The following is a 19083-nucleotide window of genomic DNA, read 5'->3' on the forward strand; positions in this document are numbered from 1 at the left end:
TTAGTAAAATTTACTTCAAATTCTTCGCCAGTCTTTTTATTTTTGAGTTTTCTGGAAATTGTAGTTTTAATTATTTCAGTAGTGTTTTCTAAAATCTCCAAATAATTTGCTTCTTTTATAAAAAACAATGGCATCGCCCCCCCTCGTCCTAAAAGTTCATATAATTCTATTTTTAGACACCACAACCAAATTCGATCGGACAGAGGGCTTTTATGTTATGGTGCCTAAAAATAGAACTATATTATTTTTTATGTGTTAGTTAAACAAAACAAACAATCACATATTAAATTAATTGCTTTTTAAAAAGAAAAAGCAGTAAACTTAATTACTACTTTTTCTCAAATAAAATTTTGTGTCACCTATGGGGTACATTCTCCTTCTATATATTTAATGCTATTAAAGCTCCGAACTATGGAAAAGGTGGGGCTGCAGCGATATCGCTAATGGCGTTCATAATGGTGATGACCATTCTTAACCGTAAATTAACCAAATACCTACATAGAAAGTATAGATAGGAGGGGCTTATGAATCAAACAAAATTTGAAAAACAAAAATCTGAATATCAAAAATCTCAAGAAGATGTAAAAAACACTCTCATAGATCTGGAAGAGAAACTTATTGAGTCTGATAAATTTCATCAAAAAGTAATCGCTAAAACGAATGCTGCGATAAAAATAAAAATGTTGGAAAAGAAATCTAACTTTAAAAATCACTACTACCTTAAAAAAGTGGCCGCAAGAAAAAGACTTACAATTTCGATGGCTGGAGAAACTCTAGGAAAAGTTATTATCAATCGAGTGCTTAACGGGATTTTCATAGCAATTATGGCAATCATCATTCTATTCCCTCTGTATTGAATGGTTATCACATCATTCAAAACTTTTGAACACGTTAACCCGACATTTAATGAAACACTTTGACCGAGAGAATGATCTATTGAAGCATACAGAACTATGTTTGATTACATGACAACTAGTGGTAAGGCAACTGTTCCTGTAAGTCGATTCTTATTTAACTCATTTTTAGTTTCGTCATTATCTTCTGGAACTCAAATTATAGTCTCACTAATTGGGGGATTTGCTTTGTTCAATTGAAAAACAAAACTTAATCCATTTTTCATGATTATTATGTTTTCACTGATGATGATCCCTGGTGAATCTTTATTGCTTGGTAAATATATATTTGCGATAAATCTAGGTTGAGAAAATAACATCCTTGCATTGATTATTCCGTTTATTGGGAATGCTTTCACGATATATCTAATCAGTAATGCATTCTTGGCCTTATCTCCTGATTTAAAAAGAGCTGCTAAAATTGATGGATTATCAACATTCAGTTACTTTATTAGAATTGCAATTCCTGGAATCGCCTCAACTATAGCTACATCAACAATTATTGCTTTCATTTCATCTTGAAACTCTACACTTTGACCAATTACAATCATAAGTTTAGATAGCGAAATTGCAACAATTCCGATGATGTTATACGGGATGATAAACATAACTGGGGAAGCTATTAAAGATTTCGTAGAAGTCCCATTTGCATATGATCCAATCAATATGAAAATGGCTGCCAGTGTTATTTCAATCCTACCAATCTTCATTGTGTTTGTTGTATTTAATAAATGAATAATTAAGGGATTGACAAAAAGAAGCGTTGGAGGAGGAAAAGGATAATGCTCAGAAAAATCAAATATTTGTTATTGTTAATTATTTTGATATTACCAGCAATGGTGATATCGTGCTCTGATAGTTCATATAAGGGAAATCTTTCGTATCACACCCTAGCAATAGGAAATGGAAACTTCTCATATGTAAAACAAGGTCAAAAGGCAATATTGCTAGATGCAGGTATTGGTCTAACCCAACAAAATAGACCAAATAGTTTAGAACTTGAAAAAGGTCCTCAGCCTAGAAGAAACTGGGGAAGTGCAAGTAAGAAAAGTTATAAATGAATTAAAGACACAATGACTGGTCATGGTGTAAAAGAAATTGAAGCAATTTTCATTTCGCATGCGCATTCAGATCACTTCAATCAGCTTATGAACTTAGCAAATGATGCTGACTTCAATGTTAAAAATGTTATTCTGCCTTTGCACTACGGAAATGCTGAAAAACAACTTTTAAATCTTAAAAACTTTAAGGGTAAAGTTGATACAAAGTTTTCAAAATCATATAAATTCTTAGGAATCAAATTCGAAAACTTAACTGCTTATGCCAATAGAGAAGATTTAATTCATCAATCATCAACTGATCCTAATGCTGAATCAATGGTTATAAGATTTGCTGTAAATGGGAAGTGATTCTTATTTACAGGTGACATAACTTATGAAGACCCTAAATTCCTTAAAAAAATTGGGGAACAAAAAATTGATGTTTATGTTATCCCGCATCATGGTGGTAATTCTATTAATAATAAAATAGTTCAACTTATCGGAAAAGAACAGGATGCTGTTTTTGTATCAGGTACTGGTTCTGAAGAGTGAAGAGACTTTAGTGGAGGAAATGATTATTTCCCTAGAGAAAGAGCCTTATATGACTATATTCGCGGCAGAAAAGCTGAAAAGCAAGTATTTATAACTGGAGAACCTCCTTATGATTTGGAAATGACTCCAACTTATGACATGGATTTTATGCCTTGAATCGGTGGATTAAACAGTAGTTATGAATATAGAATGACTATAGGAAAAGATAAAAAACTTGTTGCTGAAACTATTACCCATAAAAGCACAATTTTAGAAATGTATCAATAAGAAATTATTGGAAATTTTATTTCCAATAATTAGAATTATGAATAGTTAAATAAACCCTAACCCTATTAAGGTTTTCAACAATAAATTTAGACGAAAAAAAACGAAAAAAAGCCATTTTTTTAGAAAGTGGCTTTTTTTGCTGGAAAATTTTATTAGTTGTTTTTTCATGTTGAAAATAGTTTCATTAAATTAGATACTTAATTTAACTTAATACAGGAAAACTTATATAGGGTAGCGAAATGGGCTACTGACTCCACCCCTTGCCAAACTTAGGGACTGTAAGCAAAACATAAAAGGTTTTCTGCACATACTATGTTCAGAAAACCTTTTTCTATGTTCAACCGTATAAAAATCCGTTTAAGTGCTTATAAATAATTACAAAAGAAACATTTAAGGAGAAATATGAAAAAATTATTAACAATTTTAGGGGCTGTTGCTGTTACAGCTTCTTCAGCTACAGCAGTTGTTGCTTGTGGGTCTGGTGAAAAAGCAAACAAAGAAACTAACGTTATCTTTATGGTGCCTGGTAAAACTACATCACAAACAGGAAAAATTGCAAAAGCTTATGAAGAATTAGTAAACGACTTTAATGCTCAAAACGATTCAAAAGTTAAAGTGGAATTCAAATGAAAAAAAGAAGACCCAATTTCTCAAGATATTGCCGCTGGTAAAGCATTACCGGATTTATATATCGCTTACCCAGATTTAGTATCTGCTAACTCAATGGGACGTGCTAAAGACAAAATTAGAGATATGGAAGCATCACTTGCTCAAGAGGGAATCAAGGAAGAATTCTTAAAAGAATCATTCTACAATGAGGGAGTGGTTAATGGTAAATTAGCTGTTCTGCCTGCTGCTAAATCTGTAGACTTTACAGCTGTTAACATGAAATTATTTGTTGAATTAATAAGTACTGTTGCAGAAGGTGGTTTAGACAATGTCGCTGTTGAAAAATTAATGACTAATATTGACGAATATAACAAAGACAGAGAAATTGGATTAAACACTGCTCAAAAAATCGAAGGAGGAGATCTATCTACTTCTGTTGTTAAAATGAAGACAAGATTTGAAGCACCAACTAAAAACAAAGAAGGAAAATTTGATTACACAACAGGTAAAACTGGTAAAGTTTTCAAAGATAATGCTATTGAGTCAGTTGGAGAAGAAATCAAAGATGAATTCATAACAGAAGTTTTAAATGTAATTACTGAAACTCCAACAATTGAAACAATGAGAACTATTCTAAAAAGTAATGAGAAAATGTTAGTAATTACAAAATTCTATAATGCTCTATATAACTTTAATGGGAAAACATCAAACTTTAATACAACTCAAATCACAGATATGGTTTCTGGATTTGCAGAAGGACAAGCTTATGCTTTCGGAATTGATGATTTAGCCAATAAATTTTACATGCAAGCTGCTAAAGATGATAAAAACCCAAGTATTGATGTAACTGATGTTGAAAAATCACCAAGCTTCCTATACCACTTAGAAAATGTAGACAAAGAAGCGAGATCTGGGGATGTATTTATCAACAGTAAAGGTTCAACAAAAACTGTTCTTGATTATTTAGACCAAGTTGCAAAAATTGCAGAGCCTAACCGTGGTTTGGCAGATCAAAGAGCAAAATGACGTGGAACAATGATGCCTGGTAGAATGGATAATGCTTATTCAAGTACATACTTTGCACAAGGTACTATGTTAACTACCGCTTCATCTTCTGCGGGAACATGATCAATGCCTTCTAATGTTTCTCTTCAACAAGATTTATTAGCAAGTTCAGGATCAACAAGTGGAACAGACTTTGGAGAAGACTTCAAAGCTGACTACTTTATGGAACAAGGTCCTGGTATTGCTGGATTCAAATCAACTGGTAAAAATGCTGATGAAAAAGAAAAAGTTGTAACAGCATTCTTACAATACACAATGCAAGAAACTTCGTTAACAAAATTAGCATTACAAAGTGGATATATGCCATCAACTAAAAAAGCTACTGAAAGATTCGGACACTATGTTGATGGAACTTTCAATAACGCAACTGGAGCATGAATGGATGATAGTAAAAAACCTACTGAAGGTCCAGAGTACGTTCAATATACAGAAGCTAAATCTTCAAATAAATTTTCAAAATTTGATGTATTCTTGGCTGATTTAGTTAATAACTTCTTACAAGGGGAAGGAACACAAAACACTAACCTAGTGACATCTGTAGCCAACCCTTTAGGACAAGTTATGAGAGATGCAATTTCTAACTCAATCAAATCAACTGTAGTTCAAGGTGATGCAAGCAAACACTTCATCGGAGTTTTAGCAAACAAAACAGGTAATGGAACAATTTTGGGACAAGCAGAAACAAACAAACCTGGTGAATTGAAAAAATTTGAAATTAAAATGAAATAATAGAATTTAGCCTAATAAAATATTTAAATTCTATGAAAGGAAACAATGAGTATAAAATTAAAAAACGTAACAATCGATTATGGTAACTTTCTTGCCGTAGATGATTTAAGTATTGATATAAAAACAGGGGAACTAGTTTCCCTTTTAGGCCCTTCTGGGTGTGGAAAAACAACAGCACTAAATGCTATTGCAGGATTAATTAACACAACTTCTGGACAAATTCTTTTTGATGGAATTGATGTTACTGATAAAACTAGTCAAAAAAGAAATATTGGATTAGTTTTCCAAAGTTATGCATTATACACTCACATGAATGTGTTTAAAAACATCGCTTATCCTCTATACCAAAGTAAGGACTTTACAAAAAAATTAAGAATCGATAACAAAAGACATAGAGCGACTGTTAAACAACTTAATTTATCTAAAGGTTACGTAAATGTTTTAGAAGAACAAAAAACTATCCGTGAAATGTTTAAAAACATCTACAAAGAAGCTTTTAAGAACTATGAAGATCAAGAAAAGGCTTTCCTAAAAAAACATGGATTAGAAATTCAAAGATATCTAAAACAATTGTTTAAAAATAATAAGAATGTTTTACTAGAGAATAAAATGGTTACATATTTATTTGATAAAACAAAATACTTTTATACAAAAACTTACATAGATGTTTTACATACTTTATTAGAAGTTGGGAAAACACTAAAAATTAACAAAGATGTAAATCCATTGTTCAAAGATGCTGTTGGATTCTACATTGATTATTTAAATTTCGAAATTTCAAGTCATAACGATTATTTGAAAAACTTGAGCAAAACAGCTAAAGTAAGTAAAAGAAATATTATGATTGAACAAAAGAAATACAACTTAAGTATCAAAGGGGAAGAAACTCCTCAAATTGATATTTTTAATGCTGAATTAAATAAACAAATTTACTCAGAATACTTAGAAAAGAAAAACTTAGTAAATGAAAAATACTTAAGTGATGTGGTTTCAAAATACAACACAAGTATTGAAAAATTTGCTGTTGAAATTACCGCATTATTAACTAAGGAAACAATTGGTGAAGGTGAAGTGATTGACTTAACTGATCAAATCAGAGATGTTAAAAAGCAAATTTTCTCTAAAAAAGAAAAAATTAAAAAATTAGTTCATGAAACAGCTGCCAAGGTAGAAATTGAAAACCAATTAAATAAAAAACCTCATGAATTATCAGGGGGTCAACAACAACGTGTGGCTATTGCTAGAGCTATTGTTAAACAACCTAAAATTTTATTATTAGATGAACCATTATCTAACTTAGATGCAAAATTAAGATTAACAACACGTGATTGAATTAAACGTTTCCAACAAAAAGTTGGTATTACAACAATCTTTGTTACTCACGATCAAGAAGAAGCTTTAAGTATATCTGATCGTATCTTCGTTATGAATAAAGGTGTGTTACAACAATTTGGAACACCTATGGAAATTTATAATGAACCTAAAAATGCCTTTGTTGCTAAATTTATTGGAACACCAAATATTAACTTCATCAAAACTGAAGTTAAAAATGGGGTTGTGGAACTTCCTTCAAAAGTTAAATTAAATTTAACAAATAAAAAAGTTAAAAACCAAACTGTTCAAGTTGGTATTAGACCAGAACACCTATCTACTGTTAAAAACAAAGAACACGATACATTTGTAGCCAAAGGTAAAGTATTTTTAGTAGAACAATTAGGTAAATACAATCATGTTAAAACATTCATTGATGAAAACCAAACTGAAGTTGCTTTCTTAATTGAACCAAGTCTAATGAAATTTGAAATTGGTGAAACTATTAAGATTTATGGTAAATCAGATAAAATTTATCTGTTTAACGATGATGAATTAAGAATCGAGACTAACTATGGAAAAGACTAGTGGGTTTAAATTAAGAGTAGATAAGATCACTAAAAAATTTAAACACGATAAGCCTAAAAATATGGAAAAGGGTAAATATGATTTCATAAATCAATTATTATGAATTACACCTGGGATTTTCTTTATCTTCCTATTTACTTATTACGCTATTTTTATCGTTTTCAGAAATGGTTTTTCTGCTGGAGAAATGTGAGAACAGTTTGAAATGACTTTCGACAACTTCAAAGTTATTTTTAAAGAACAAGAGTTTTTAATTTCTATTAAAAACTCATTCATATATGCGATTTTCGCAATTCCATTATCTCTATTGGTGGCTTTACTAACTGCCAAACTATTATCAAATATTTTAAATAAGAGAGCATTTTCATTTATGCAATCTATTTTCTTTATGCCGTATATTACATCAGCTATTGCTGTCGCTATGGCTTTCTCAATGATTTTTTCAAACTATGATACATCTATTTTGAACCAAATCATGCAAAAATTAGGGTTCGATTCAATTAACTGAAGAGATCCTAAATATTCAAAAATGTTAATTGTGTTATATGGTACATGAAGTATGTTGCCATTTAAAATTTTGATGTTCACATCTGCTTTCATGAAGGTTAATCCAAAACTTTATCAAGCAGCATCAATTGATGGAACACCAGAATGACAACAATTCTGAAAAATTTCAATTCCTCAAATTATGCCAATCATTATTTACATGGTAACAACTGGTATTATTGGTGCTTTCAAATTTATGCCGTTTGGATTATATCCAGATTATGCAACTGCAGTTAACTCAGAAGCGCAAACAATTGTTTTCTATATCTTCAATGCTATTAAAGCACCGAACTATGGAAAAGGTGGAGCTGCTGCTATTGCTCTTATGGGATTCATTATGATTATGACAATCCTAAATAGACAACTGACAAAATACTTAAATAGAAAATATAGATAGGAGACTTTATGAATCAATCAAAATTCGATTTACAAAAACAACAATTTGAAAATGATCAAATTGCTATTAATGACATCGTTAAAGAAGCTGATGAAAAATTATTAGATATTGATAATAAATTTCATAGATTATTCATTAAAATGGGTACTTCTATCAACATCAAATTTAAAACTAAAATATCTAAGTTAACTAATAACTATTACTTAAGAAAAGTTGAAGCTAGAAAAAGAATAACTGTTTCTATGGCTGGTGAAACTTTAGGTAAGAGAATTGTTAATAAAACAATAAATGGTTTCTTTATCTTTATTATGGCGATAATTATATTATTCCCATTATATTGAATGGTTATCACATCATTTAAAACATTTGCTGATGTAAACCCAACACTAAATGAAACCCTTTGACCCAAACATTGATCATTGGAAGCTTATACTACAATGTTTACTTACATGACTGAATCTGGAAAAGCTTCAATCCCTGTAAGCAGATTCTTAACAAACTCATTTTCTGTTGCAGGATTATCAGCAATAACTCAAATGACAGTTTCATTAATTGGTGGTTTTGCTCTGTATAATTGAAAAACTAAATTAAACCCATTCTTTATGGTTATTATGTTTTCATTGATGATGATTCCAGGAGAATCACTATTACTTGGGAAATATATATTTGCAATTGACTTAGGTTGAGAAAACAGTATGTTGGCTTTAATTGTTCCATTTATTGGTAATGCCTTCACAATTTACTTAATTAGTAATGCCTTCTCATCATTATCACCTGACTTGAAGAGAGCTGCAAAAGTAGATGGTTTATCTACATTTAGTTTCTTCATCAGAATTGCAATTCCTGGTATTGCTTCAACTATCGCAACATCAATGATCATCGCATTCATTCAATCATGAAACTCAGTTTTATGACCGATCACAATTATGGATCAAGATAGTACAATGGCTACTATTCCAATGATGTTATATGGAATGATTAACATTACTGGTGAAGCTATTAAAGACTTCGTAGAAGTTCCGTTTGCATATGATCCAATCAATATGAAAATGGCTGCCAGTGTTATTTCTATTCTTCCAATCTTTATTGTCTTTGTTGTATTTAACAAATGAATTATTAAAGGTTTAACAAGCCGTAATGGTGGAGGAGGTAAAGGTTAATGTTTAAAAAGATAAAATATTTATTTTTATTATTAATATTAATCTTACCAATCCTTGTAACCGCTTGTGGGAGCGGGTCAACTCCAGTTGCTGAAACAAGTTATACTGGAGACATTTCATACTATACCCTTTCAATTGGTAATGGTAATTTTTCATACCTAAAACAGGGTGATAAAGCTATTGTAATTGATGCTGGTATAGGCTTAACACAAAAAAACAAACCAAATTCCGTAGAAATACATGATTCAAGAGCAAAGAACTGAGGTTCTGCTTCACAAAAAAGTTACCAGTGAGTAAAAAACACCATGGTTGAAAGTGGAGTCAAAGAAATCGAAACAATCTTTATTTCTCACGATCACTCAGATCACTATAATCAGTTATTTAATTTAGCAAATGATATCGATTTTAATGTGAAAAACGTAGTTCTTCCATTAAATTATGGAAATGCAGATAAACAACTACGTGGCCTTGAAAACTTCAAAGGGAATATTGATACAAGTTTTTCAAAAGCTTATAACTTCTTAGATATTAAATTTGAAAACTTAACTGCGTTTGCGGATCGAAAAAATTTAATCGAAGAAGCCTCAACTGATCCTAACGCTTCAACAATGGTTTTAAGATTTGAAGTAAATGGCAAGGTGTTTTTATACACTGGTGATATCACTTTATCTTCAGATAAAAAGTTCATCGCAAAAATGGGTGAAAAACCGGTTGATATTTATGTAATGCCACATCATGGCGGTAATTCAATTAACGGTAAACTTGTTGAAATCATCGGGAATGATGAAGAAGCTGTTTTTATTTCTGGTACTGGTTCAGACAAATGAGCTAATTTCACAGGTGGAACTAACAACATTTTTCCTAGAGTAGGTAATATTGTTGATTACACTAATAATCGTGTCGCTAATAAGCAAATTTACATAACTGGTGAACCGATATATGATATTTCTGATGTCAATGTCAATGGTAACTATATGGATTTATCAGACTGAATTGGCGGTATTGATAGATCGTATGAATATCGAATGACCCAAACTTCGGAGACTCAATTTTTAACAGAAGTAATCAGTTCTAAAAGTACAATCTTAGAAATAGAAAGTAAGGGGTAACCCTTATTTTTTTTGGAAATTTTTTTTCCAAAAACATTTAAATAAAATGTGTAGTATTTATCAACTAAATGGAAGATTTTAAACAATGAAATACTTTTAAAATCTTTCTAAAATTAATTATTAAAAAAGTTAATGGAAATTTTTATTATCGACCAAATCGTATTGTAAAAAGAAGATTGATGTTAGATACTTATTTTAACTTAATATTGAAAAACTTATATAGGGTAGCATAACGGGCTACTGACTCCACCCCAAGACCAATCTCGGGACTGTAAGCTGTCGCTGAAGGAGTGTTTTTTTGTATAAAAAAACACTCCTTTCTTTGGATACTCTCTATAATTTTCAAATAAGAAAATGAGAGGTAAATTAATAATGAAAAAACTTATATCTGTATTGATGGGTATTGCTGTTGTAAGTAGTGCTGGCGCTTCTGTAATTTCTTGTGGGGCTGTTAGTCTTGCGGGAGAAGAAGGGAAACGTGCCGTTCTTGTAACTGATGGTGGAAATGTAAACGACAAATCATTTAACGAAGGTGCTCTAAATGGAATTAGAAAATATGGTAGAGATAATTTCGATTTAGATTATAGAGGCAATTATGTTGAAGCTAAAAATAATAATGCTCAAAGTTTAGAAGATGCCTATCGTGTTGCTTTTGATCGTGGAGCTGATGCAATGGTGCTTGCCGGATTCATTCATGAGGGAACAATTGAAATGGCTTCAAAGCTAATGAATGGTAAAACAGTCGTTCTTGCAGATGGTGTTCCTCGTGATAAAAACGGTAATGAAGTTGGAGATAAATTCGACAATGTAATTAGTATCAAGTTCAACTCTGAATTAGCTGGTTTTCAAGCAGGATTTGATGCCGCTCACTGAGTTAAAGGTAATTACGAAGAAGCTGATGCTAATGGAGATGGAATCATCAAGATTGGAACGTTTGCTGGTATGTCTAACAAATATTCTGTCGATAACTATATGTGAGGAATGTTGGTAGGTGTTGATTTATATAATAAGTTAAATGCTGGAGATGCAGACTACAAAGCAATCCAATTGGCGAACGATAATATCGTTAAAGATGGTGTTGTGGATTTTGCCAATATGAAAGCTGTTAAGTCAAATGATAATCAATGATTTACTCAAAGTTTCGCAGTTGATGATAGTGCTAATGCAATGGCTGATCTGCTTTTCAATAAAGGTGCTGATATTGTATTCCCCGTAGCCGGAGTTCAAATTGAAGCTATCTTGGCTAAAAAAGCATACGATACTAAAAAACACATGAAATTAATTGGTGTTGATACAAATCAAGCTCACAGTTATGAATCATATAAGGGACGTTTCTTGTCAAGCGCTATTAAAAACTTAGAACAAGCAATTGCCGATGAATTATTGGCTGCCAAATCATTAGGAGCAAGTGATGAAGAAGCTCATGATGGTTCAATTGCTAAACCACATGAAAACTGATCAATAAATGTTATTGCCGAAAATGAAGAAGATCATTTAAATCTAATTAAAAAACACGCAGTTAGTTATGAAGCTGTCGGTTATGATGCCGCTGTTTCAGAATTACAATCAACAATCATCAAGGCATTTGCAAGTACAGGATTAGGAACAGAAGAATATATGAATGGAACTGAAGTGGCTAAAGCTACTCAGCTGTTGCTAGATAATTGAGAAAGTATTAAAGCGGCATTTGATGTTGATTTACAAAACTTAAAATAGAGGGGGAAATATGAATAATAAATACGCAATTCAAATGAAGAACATTACTAAAATATTCAATGAAACATTAATTGCCAATGACGATATTAATTTAGATGTTGAAAAAGGTGAAATTCATGCCCTTGTCGGAGAAAATGGAGCTGGAAAATCTACATTGATGAGTATTTTGTTCGGTTTATATCAACCAACATCTGGAGAAATAATTATTAATGGTAAACCAACTATTATCACTAACCCAATTAAAGCTAATGAATTGGGGATTGGAATGGTTCACCAACACTTTAAATTGGTTGAAGTAAGTACTGTTTGAGAAAATATAGCCCTTGGACAAGAAGACATGATTGGTAAAATATTTATTAATAAAAATAAGATTAAAACTAAAATAACAGAAATTATGAATGAGTACAACTTGTTTGTTGATCTTGATGCAAAAATCCAAAACATTTCTGTTGGAATGCAACAAAGGGTTGAGATTATTAAAATCCTATATCGTAAAGCTGAAATAATTGTTTTTGATGAACCAACAGCGGTTTTAACACCAGATCAAATTTCCGCACTACTAGATATTATGGTTAACCTTAAAAAGATGGGTAAAACAATTATCTTTATTACTCATAAAATGGATGAGATTAAAAAAGTTGCTGATAAAGCAACTATCATTAGACATGGTAAATATATCAAAACTCTTGACGTCAAAACATCAGCACCAGAAGAAATAGCTGAAGCTATGGTTGGACGTAAAATTGTTGAAGCTAAAAATACTTATAAACCAGTGCAAAGTAATGAACCAATTCTAAGTGTAATCAACTTAACTGTTAAAAAAGAATCTAACAATAAAATTGTCGGTCTAGAAGGTTTTTCAGTTGATGTTAGACCTGGAGAAATTGTAGCAATTGCTGGAGTTGAAGGAAATGGTCAAAAAGAATTAATTGATGTTATCACTGGTTTAACAAAACCCGTTACTGGTGGTGTTGTGTACAAAGGAATTAACATTCTTAGAGAAAACATTACAACACGTTACAAAATGGGAATGAGTCACATTCCTGAAGATAGACATAAACATGGGATGATTCTTGATTTCAGTGTTAAAGATAATGTTATATTACAAGAAATTAGCAATAAACCATTTTCTAAATTCGGTTTTGTAAAAGACGCCGAGATTAGTAAATATACCCAACAAATTATTACTGAATTTGATGTAAGGGGAGCTAGAGAAGGAAAAGCTGTTGCTCGTGGATTATCTGGTGGTAACCAACAAAAAGTCGTTGTTGGTCGTGAAATGAGAAGAGATCACGATTTATTAATTGTTGTTCAACCTACTCGTGGATTAGATGTTGGAGCCATTGAATATATTCATGGTGAATTATTAAAAGAAAAAGAAGAAGGAAAAGCTATTCTTCTAGTTTCTTATGAATTAAATGAAGTAATGGCTTTGGCTGATCGAATTGTTGTCGTAAATGATGGTAAGAAGATTGGTGAAGTTAAAGGAAAAGGTGCCAAAAAAGAAGTGATTGGTGCCTTAATGGCTGGTAATAAAACTAAGGAGGTAAAAGATGCGATTTAAAAATGCAATTTGAATGAGCAAATCTAAGTTTAAAGATTTCTTCATATCAAGTGAAACAAAACAAAAAAGTAAATATTTAAAATCATCATTATGAGCAATCATATTAGGTTTTATAGTTGCTGGAGTTGTTTTAGTTGGATTTGGAAATAATCCATTTTACTTCTTTGGAAACATGTTTGAAAAAGCTTTCCAAACTAACTATCGTGAAATTACTGTGGCATGAATTGCTATCTTCATGGTAACTGGATTAGGGGTAGCAGTCGGATTTAAATCTGGTGTCTTCAACATCGGAGTTAGTGGGCAAATGCTACTTGGTTCTGGAATGTCTATCATCTTCTATAATAAGTTCTTTGCATCATCTACAAATACAGCTGGAGCTGTAGTTACAATATTTATTGTTTGTGTGGTGTCGGGTGCATTATTAGCGGGACTGGCAGGTTTATTGAAAGCACTATTCAATATTCATGAAGTGGTTTCAACAATCATGTTAAACTGAACAGTGTTTTATGTATTGAAGTATCTATTTATGAATCATGCTTCATTAACTGGAGGAACTGATTCAACAGGAAATACAGCTATTAGACTTCCAGCAGATATGTTGGCGATCAATGGTAACAATATGGTGGTTCCAATCATCATGGCGATTGTATTAGTGTTGATTGTGGCTGTAGTTCTAGCAAAAACTACATTCGGTTACAAATTAAAAGCTGTCGGTAGTTCACCAACAGCTGCTAAATATGCAGGAATTAATGTTAAGGCTAAAATTGTTCAAGCAATGTTATTATCTGGTGGTATCGCTGGAGTGGCTGCTTTCTTCCAAATTTTCACAGTTTCAAGAAATATTAACTTTGGTGTTGATGTTCTTCCAACTATTGGTTTTGATGCAATTGCTGTGTCACTTGTAGCATTTAGTAATCCATTAGGTCTGATACCGGTCGGATTCTTGTGAGGAATTATTCAAACTGGTGGAATGGCTTCTGCTGGAATTATGCAAATGCCTAAAGAAATCCCTGGATTAATATTTGGTATTATTGTTTACTTTGCTGCTATCTCAAATCTATTAATGAAATTTGGATCTGTAGCAATGATCAAAACTAAAATATACATATTTACATCTAAAAATAAAAGAAATAATTTACATGAAATTAATATTAAGAAAAATAAATATCGCTTATGAATATTAAACCCTAAATCAAATCCTGATTATAAAAAAGATACTGAAGAGATCATGGGTCAAATTAATTTACTAACTTTAGAAATTAAGGATAATAAAAATAAACTTGAAATTGTTAATATTAAAAAACAAGAGTTAGCTATTTTACAAAATAACCTTAAAAGCGTAAAAGCTGATTATAAAGTTAAGTGAACTTCAAAACTAAATGTCTTGAATCAAAATTCACAAAAAATTAAACAATCATTAAATCAAGAAAAAATGTTGATGGGAATAAGAGGTATTAAAACTCGTCGAAACACAACGATCGATACTTTAAGGGAAAAAGCGCTTGAAGAGATTTCATCAATTAGATTTAATGATGAAATTATCAAAGATAATATTAGAACTCAAAGAAATAATATTTTATTCTATTCTTCTCGTAAAAAAGAAATTGTTAAGAAAGTGTATAAAGACAAAGTATTGGCTGCTAACGTCGCTTTTGAAGGGGCAATGGGAGACTTAACACTTAAGTATGAACTATTTAACGGAAAAATCAGAATTAAGTCTGACATGGATAAATCTGTTTATGAAATTAAAGAATTAATACATCAAGTTAAATCTAACTTAAGAATTAAATCTGCGCTGTTAACTTCAGATAATATATCTGAAAAACAAGCATTGAAAACTTTAGCAGAGCAAGAGATTTCAATTTTAAAACAAAAAATTTCTGAAACTAAAGTTAATGCTAAATTAGAACTTGCAACTTTACAAAATAATTTCAACTTCAGAAAAGAAGAATTAATTCGTGATCCAAGAAAAGTTAATGAGTTAAAAGACATTCATAATCAAGCAATTGCAAAAGCTAAAAAAGATTACAAAATCGATTTAGAAAAAATTGAATTTGAAATTTCTGAAGGTAAGAGATTCATTAATAAAGATAAAACTAAAAACGAAGTTCTTTCGTTAAAAGATTTATATAGAGAATTGAAAAGTAATGTAGAAGAAATTCTTTCAAGCAAAGATTCATTCGATGAAAAAATATTTGAACTAGTTGTTGATGCATATGAAAGAGCAATCGTTCAAAAAGACTACATTTTAGGAGAAGAGATATTCTCTCCACTAGATGAGAAACGCTATTTGATCAAAAAGACTAATCTATTAATCAAAATAGAAACATTTTTATCTAAATATCAAATCGCAAACATCATTACAAAAATAGAATCTGTAATGGATGAGGTTCAAATTGAAAACGAAAACTTATTAAATGAAGTTGTTGTTTACTACAAAAACTTAAAACAGGAAAACAAAACAAAAGTTTCTGGAATTGATATTAATCAAGAAAAAACAGTAATCAAAAATAGAAAAATGGAATTAGAAACAGAATTCAATGATAATCTAGAACAATTCATCATTTCTAATGAACAAAAATATTTAAAAATAACTGAAGGGAGATCATAATACATGTTTAATTCATTTTTAGAATTTGCAATTGCATTATTTGCTGTTTTACTATTAGCAGCCCTTTCGGGAATGGTTTCAGAAAAAGCTGGAGTTGTTAATATTGGAATTGAAGGGATGATGACATTTGGGGCTATGATGGTAGCAATTATTGGTGCCTCAATAAATAAAGAAGGAATGGCTAAAAATAATAATATGCAAATATTAGTTATTTTGGGATGTTCTTTATTAACGGGTTTATTTGCAATGTTGCATGCTTTCCCATCAATTACTTTGAAATCTAATCAAGTAATATCTGGAACAGCTATCAACATCTTAGCTTTGGGTTTAGCAGCCTTTGTAATCACTTATCCTGGTTTATTTGGTGAAAACTCACAAGGTGCCTCAATTAAACATGGGTATGAAGCTATCAAATGAGGCGGGGTATTCTTCATGTGAACATTTGTGGCTATTGTTATAGGAATTGGGATATTCGTATTCTTTAAATTCACCAGAACAGGAATCAGATATGCAATGGTTGGTGAAAATCCAAACGCTATTGATGCTGCTGGTATCAATGTTAATAAATATAGATATTGAGCTGTATTCTTTTCAGGAGTGCTTGCTGGTTTAGCTGGTGGAATATTCGTGATTTCACCAATTAATGTCGGAGCCTTCAGAGGAACTACAAACGGTTATGGTTTTTTAGCTATGGGAATCATGATCTTTGGGCAATGAAAAATCCAATGAATAACACTGGGAGCATTATTGTTTGCTGTATTATTTGCATTAGCTTCACGTATTGGATACTTTGATAATGTATCTGAAACAGTTAAAAACTTAAAAGAACTATTTAAAGCAGTTCCATTTATACTTACATTAGTTGTAATGGCAATCTTTTCTAAGAAAGCTAAAGCACCTGCTGCCAATGGGGTCCCATTTGATAAGGCAAAAAGGTAAATGAATATTATGAAACCCAAAACAAATGTTTTGGGTTTTTTTGTTTTATAATAATATCAATGCAAGGAGGAGTAATTATGAAAATACTAGCAATCGAGTCAAGTTGTGATGAATTCTCAATCTCAATTATTGATGATGGAAAAATTTTAACAAATGTAATTTCTTCTCAAATTGCCCAACATAAAGAATTTGGTGGAGTAGTTCCTGAATTAGCGGCCCGTCTGCATTTACAAAATATGAACTGAGTTATTGATGAAGCTTTAGATGAATCAAAAGTTTTAATTGATGAAATTGATTATGTAGCTTATACTGAAAAACCAGGTTTAATTGGATCACTAATAGTTGGTAAAACCGTTGCTGAAACAATTGCTTTATATATTGATAAACCGTTATTACCATTGCATCATATTGAAGGTCACATTTATGGAGCATCAATCGAACATGAATTTATTTATCCAGTTTTAGCAATGGTTGTAAGTGGGGGGCACACTCAAATTGAATTAGTTAACTCTCCTCTTGACTTTGAAATTATCGGAGCTACTGGTGATGATGCAATCGGTGAATGTTATGACAAAGTAGCTAGAGTTCTTGGTTTAAGTTATCCTGGGGGACCAGTAATTGATAAACTTGCCCAAACCGGAAATCCCGACGCTTATAAATTGCCAATGCCGAGAGATGATGGTAGTTATGAATTTTCTTATTCTGGTTTGAAAACCGCATCAGTCAACTTGATTCATAATTTAAAACAAAAAAATGAAGAAATAAATCTTGAAGATTTCGCTGCAAGTTTCCAAAAAGTTGCAATCGGAGTAGTTGAACATAAATTAGAAAAAGCAATTCAACAATACAAACCAAATACATTGACTGTTGCTGGTGGTGTTAGTGCCAACTCTGAAATGCGTAAAGTAATTTCAAGATTAGGTCAAAAATATAATATTGAAAATACTTTTGTTCCAAAAATGGAATATTGTGCAGATAATGCTGCTATGATCGCTAAATTAGCATGAGAAAAACAAACTTGAAAATAATGTTTATTTATTAGTTATTTATAGTAAATGGAAAATGCCTAATTAAAAATGGTAAATTTTCCATTTTTTTTGATAAAATCAAGATATAAATAAAATACGAAATAGAAAGAGTGAAATAATATGAGATCATTTTTAGCAAAATTATCAACGATAGAAGAAAAAGATTTAACTACTAGAGAGTTACAAATTGTTGATTATATTAGAGAAAATTTACAAAATATTGTTCAAAGCAATATGAAAATTGAACAACTGGCTCAAGAAGTTGGAACTGGATATAGTGCCATTTATGGACTTTTAAATAAATTGAACATCAAAGGTTACCGTGACTTTTCAATTTCATTGGCAAATGATGCTGATTCAGCTGAAATAAAAATTGCTAAAAATGATGAAAATGTAGCGAATGGTTACATTAATATCATTAAACAAAACTACTCTTTAATTGAGAAAAGAACTTTATTCTCAACACTAACTTTAATTAAGTCTGCACCGAGAATCTTTGTGGCATATTGAGAAAACGTTTTACGTGGACCAGCTCAAGATCTTGAAAACTTCTTTTATGAACAACATCTACAAGCTACATCATTAGATTCTGATTGAGATACAATTAACCGCAGAGTTGAAAATGTTCAGTCAGGTGATTTATTTATACTCTTCACAAAATATGGAACATCTAAACATTTAGAAAAAATCATTCAAAAGATAAATCTACAAGGCGGAAAAGTTATCTTTGTTTCAGGAAGAATGCCTTCAATAGCAATTTCTAAAACTGCAGATTCAATCCACACTTTAATCGTTGATGGAGTTGAAATTGATGATGATAATGTAATGATTTCTAAATCAGTACCATTCCACTATTTCAATGATTTACTAATTTATCACTACTTAAATACAAATGAAGACAAATAAAAGGCAATTTGCCTTTTTTTATTTTATAATCATATAAATATGCGAAAGGGGAT

13 protein-coding genes and 1 riboswitch are annotated in these 19083 nt (G+C 31.0%); all 13 genes read left to right on the forward strand.

Features of this window, described 5'->3' with window-relative positions; translation table 4 throughout:
* Nucleotides 1-524 precede the first annotated feature (524 nt).
* Nucleotides 525-1676, forward strand: coding sequence for a carbohydrate ABC transporter permease (locus G319_RS09490; protein WP_026389555.1), 1152 nt, complete (start codon nt 525-527; stop codon nt 1674-1676).
* The gene (locus tag G319_RS09495; protein ID WP_026389556.1) at nt 1676-2752 is read left to right on the forward strand and encodes an MBL fold metallo-hydrolase; all 1077 of its coding nucleotides are present in this window, start codon (nt 1676-1678) and stop codon (nt 2750-2752) included. Before G319_RS09490 ends, G319_RS09495 begins: the two co-directional genes overlap by 1 nt.
* 402 nt (nt 2753-3154) lie before the next feature.
* Nucleotides 3155-5155 carry a lipoprotein gene (locus G319_RS09500; protein ID WP_026389557.1) on the forward strand — a complete coding sequence of 667 codons (2001 nt, stop codon included), beginning with the start codon at nt 3155-3157 and terminating at the stop codon, nt 5153-5155.
* Nucleotides 5156-5200: 45 nt separating this feature from the next.
* Entirely contained in the window at nt 5201-7054 is a 1854-nt protein-coding gene (locus G319_RS0102610; RefSeq protein ID WP_026389558.1) for an ATP-binding cassette domain-containing protein, read from the forward strand.
* Nucleotides 7041-7997 (forward strand): carbohydrate ABC transporter permease, encoded by a 957-nt coding sequence (locus tag G319_RS09505; RefSeq protein WP_026389559.1) that lies wholly within the window; start codon nt 7041-7043, stop codon nt 7995-7997. The genes G319_RS0102610 and G319_RS09505 overlap by 14 nt, the downstream gene beginning before the upstream one ends.
* Nucleotides 7998-8005: 8 nt before the next feature.
* Nucleotides 8006-9157 (forward strand): carbohydrate ABC transporter permease, encoded by a 1152-nt coding sequence (locus G319_RS09510; RefSeq protein ID WP_026389560.1) that lies wholly within the window; start codon nt 8006-8008, stop codon nt 9155-9157.
* On the forward strand, nt 9157-10266 hold the full coding sequence (locus G319_RS09515; protein WP_026389561.1) for an MBL fold metallo-hydrolase: 1110 nt from the start codon (nt 9157-9159) through the stop codon (nt 10264-10266). The genes G319_RS09510 and G319_RS09515 overlap by 1 nt, the downstream gene beginning before the upstream one ends.
* Before the next feature lie 213 nt (nt 10267-10479).
* Nucleotides 10480-10543: riboswitch (nucleoside riboswitch) on the forward strand.
* 95 nt (nt 10544-10638) lie between these two features.
* Nucleotides 10639-11982: a BMP family ABC transporter substrate-binding protein gene (locus tag G319_RS09520; RefSeq protein ID WP_026389562.1), complete on the forward strand. Its 1344-nt coding sequence runs from the start codon at nt 10639-10641 to the stop codon at nt 11980-11982.
* Between the two features lie 10 nt (nt 11983-11992).
* Nucleotides 11993-13546 carry an ABC transporter ATP-binding protein gene (locus tag G319_RS0102635; RefSeq protein ID WP_026389563.1) on the forward strand — a complete coding sequence of 518 codons (1554 nt, stop codon included), beginning with the start codon at nt 11993-11995 and terminating at the stop codon, nt 13544-13546.
* Nucleotides 13536-16157, forward strand: coding sequence for an ABC transporter permease subunit (locus tag G319_RS09525; protein ID WP_026389564.1), 2622 nt, complete (start codon nt 13536-13538; stop codon nt 16155-16157). Before G319_RS0102635 ends, G319_RS09525 begins: the two co-directional genes overlap by 11 nt.
* A 3-nt stretch (nt 16158-16160) precedes the next feature.
* Nucleotides 16161-17096, forward strand: a complete 936-nt coding sequence (locus G319_RS0102645) for an ABC transporter permease (protein ID WP_035358835.1) — start codon at nt 16161-16163, stop codon at nt 17094-17096.
* A 77-nt stretch (nt 17097-17173) separates the two neighbouring features.
* Entirely contained in the window at nt 17174-18124 is a 951-nt protein-coding gene (gene tsaD, locus G319_RS0102650) for a tRNA (adenosine(37)-N6)-threonylcarbamoyltransferase complex transferase subunit TsaD (protein ID WP_026389566.1), read from the forward strand.
* A 120-nt stretch (nt 18125-18244) separates the two neighbouring features.
* Nucleotides 18245-19030 (forward strand): MurR/RpiR family transcriptional regulator, encoded by a 786-nt coding sequence (locus G319_RS09530; protein WP_026389567.1) that lies wholly within the window; start codon nt 18245-18247, stop codon nt 19028-19030.
* The last annotated feature ends 53 nt before the right edge of the window (nt 19031-19083 follow it).

Origin of the sequence: Tullyiplasma multilocale ATCC 49900 (assembly GCF_000483165.1) — a bacterium.
Taxonomy (GTDB): domain Bacteria; phylum Bacillota_I; class Bacilli_A; order Mycoplasmatales; family Mycoplasmataceae; genus Tullyiplasma; species Tullyiplasma multilocale.